A 1,978-nucleotide genomic window follows, 5' to 3' on the forward strand; every position below is an offset into this window, starting at 1 on the left:
ACCACGAGCCACACCTACAACGGCCTCGAGCCGGGCTGCATGTACATCTTCTCGGCCAAGGCGACGGGCCCCGGCGGCACGTCGGACTACGGCGTGAGCGCGCCGGCGATCTACACCACGCCGACGGCGCTCGGCATGCTCGAGGCAGTCAAGGTGGAGGCGGCGAAGGTCGTGCTCAAGGGGCATGACGCGCCGGCCTTCGTCGACAGCTGGGAGTTCCAGCTCACGACCGACGGTGGAAAGACGTGGGTCGATGCGGACGTGAACGCCTCTTGGGAGGACGAGGAGGCGCCGGCGGGTACGGTGCGCTACCGCGCCCGCGCGGTCAAGAGCGGCCTCAAGGGACCGTGGACCGAGTCAAACGAGGTCACGACAATATGCCCGCCGCTCGCACCGTTCATCAGGGGCGTCAGGGCGGCTTACGCCACAGGTTCGACCGCGACGCTCGAATGGGTGCCCAACCATCCGGACGGCTCGGCGCAGACCTCAGCCGAGGTGCAGGTCACGACGCCGACGGGTCCCACCACCACGACGGTCGATGGCTCGGGTACGAGCCTGAAGCTGCCGACCGGCACCAAGGGCCTCTACTCCGTGCGCGTGCGCACCAAGGGCCTCGACGAAGACTGGGGCGCATGGTCGAGCGCGGCGGCATATACCGTGGCGGACGCGCCCCAGGCATTCTTCACCGACCCGGCTGCGGACGGGGCAACCTTGCGCGCGGTGCCGCATACCTTCACGTGGAAGGTGGCCGACGAGACGGGCGTCAGCCGACAGTACCTGTCTTTATGCGACATCAGGGGCAACCTTCTGTGGAGCGGGGCTGTGGACAAGGACGCGCGTTCCTTCCGCCTGGGCTACGCGCAACACGCGTTCGTCAACTTCACGCCGTACAGGGTCATGCTCACGGTCACGGCCGGATCGTCGCTATCGGTCACCGTCTCGAGAACTTTCCGGACCGACTGGGCACCGCCAGCCAAACCGTCGCTAAACATCTTCGTCGACGAGAGGCTGGGATGCCAGCTGTCGGTATTCCCAGGCAAGGCCGACAGCGACGACACGCCCGAGACGTCCCACTTCACCGTGTCGCGCGTCCTGCCCGACGGCTCGACCCTGCAGCTCGGCTCTCACCTTGCGGCGGGCGAGGGCGCGAGCGACCCGCTGCCTCCGCTCAACAGCGAGTTCGAGTACGTCGCGGTCGCCTACGCCGCGACGGGCGTGAGCACGGCGACGAGGGTCAAGACGACCGTGGCGAGCCGCGCGGTGGCTCTCAACTGGGGGGCCGGCGCTGAGAGGACGTGGCTCGGGCGCTATCTCAAGAAGGGCTCGAGCCGCAATGTGACGCACGGGTACAAGATGCTGCACTTTGCCGACGGCGGGGAAGGGTTGCCCGTCTCGTACGGCATCAACGAACGGGACGTCAAGGACAGCATGGACTTCCTGCTGCTCGACGAGGAGGACTACAAGTCATTCCTCGAGGTCATGAACACCGCGGGACGCTTTTGGGTGCGCGATCTCTACGGCGAACGGTTCCGCGCCCGCCTGAGTTGCAGCGTGAATCGTTCCGACGGCGCGTGGGTGGCTTCGTGCGACCCGACGTGGGAGACGTGGGAGGAGCCCGCTAATGGCTGATAGCTGGACGAGGCCGTTCGACGCCTCCTACGACTTCGTGCGCGTCTCGCGCGAGACGGGGCTCGAAGTCGACTTCGTGCGCGACATCGAGAACGGCGGCTCCATCGAGCGCAACGCAAACACGGCGCTCTATGAGACTGCATCCCTGGACTTCGCCGACAAGTTCGACGTCGGCAACGACTTTCTGCGCGTGTACCTCAACGCCTCCTTCTCGGACGGCAGCGAGAGGCGCGAGTGCCTCGGCACGTTCATGCCCGTGGTGGACTCGGTGGACATCGACGGCGCCTACCGCGAGGGACAGATCAATGCCTACGGCCTCCTGAAGCGGCTCAAAGACGACGACTTCGAC

At 66.4% G+C, this 1,978-nt stretch carries 2 protein-coding genes; both read left to right on the forward strand.

Features of this window, described 5'->3' with window-relative positions; all coding sequences use genetic code 11:
• The coding region (locus tag ACT84W_RS05515) for a hypothetical protein (protein WP_444328487.1) at nucleotides 1–1,629 on the forward strand (1,629 nt) is incomplete at its 5' end.
• A partial coding sequence (locus tag ACT84W_RS05520) for a hypothetical protein (protein WP_444328488.1) occupies nucleotides 1,622–1,978 on the forward strand: 357 nt, incomplete at its 3' end. The genes ACT84W_RS05515 and ACT84W_RS05520, both read left to right, overlap by 8 nt.

Origin of the sequence: Paratractidigestivibacter sp. (assembly GCF_052362415.1) — a bacterium.
GTDB lineage: Bacteria > Actinomycetota > Coriobacteriia > Coriobacteriales > Atopobiaceae > Paratractidigestivibacter.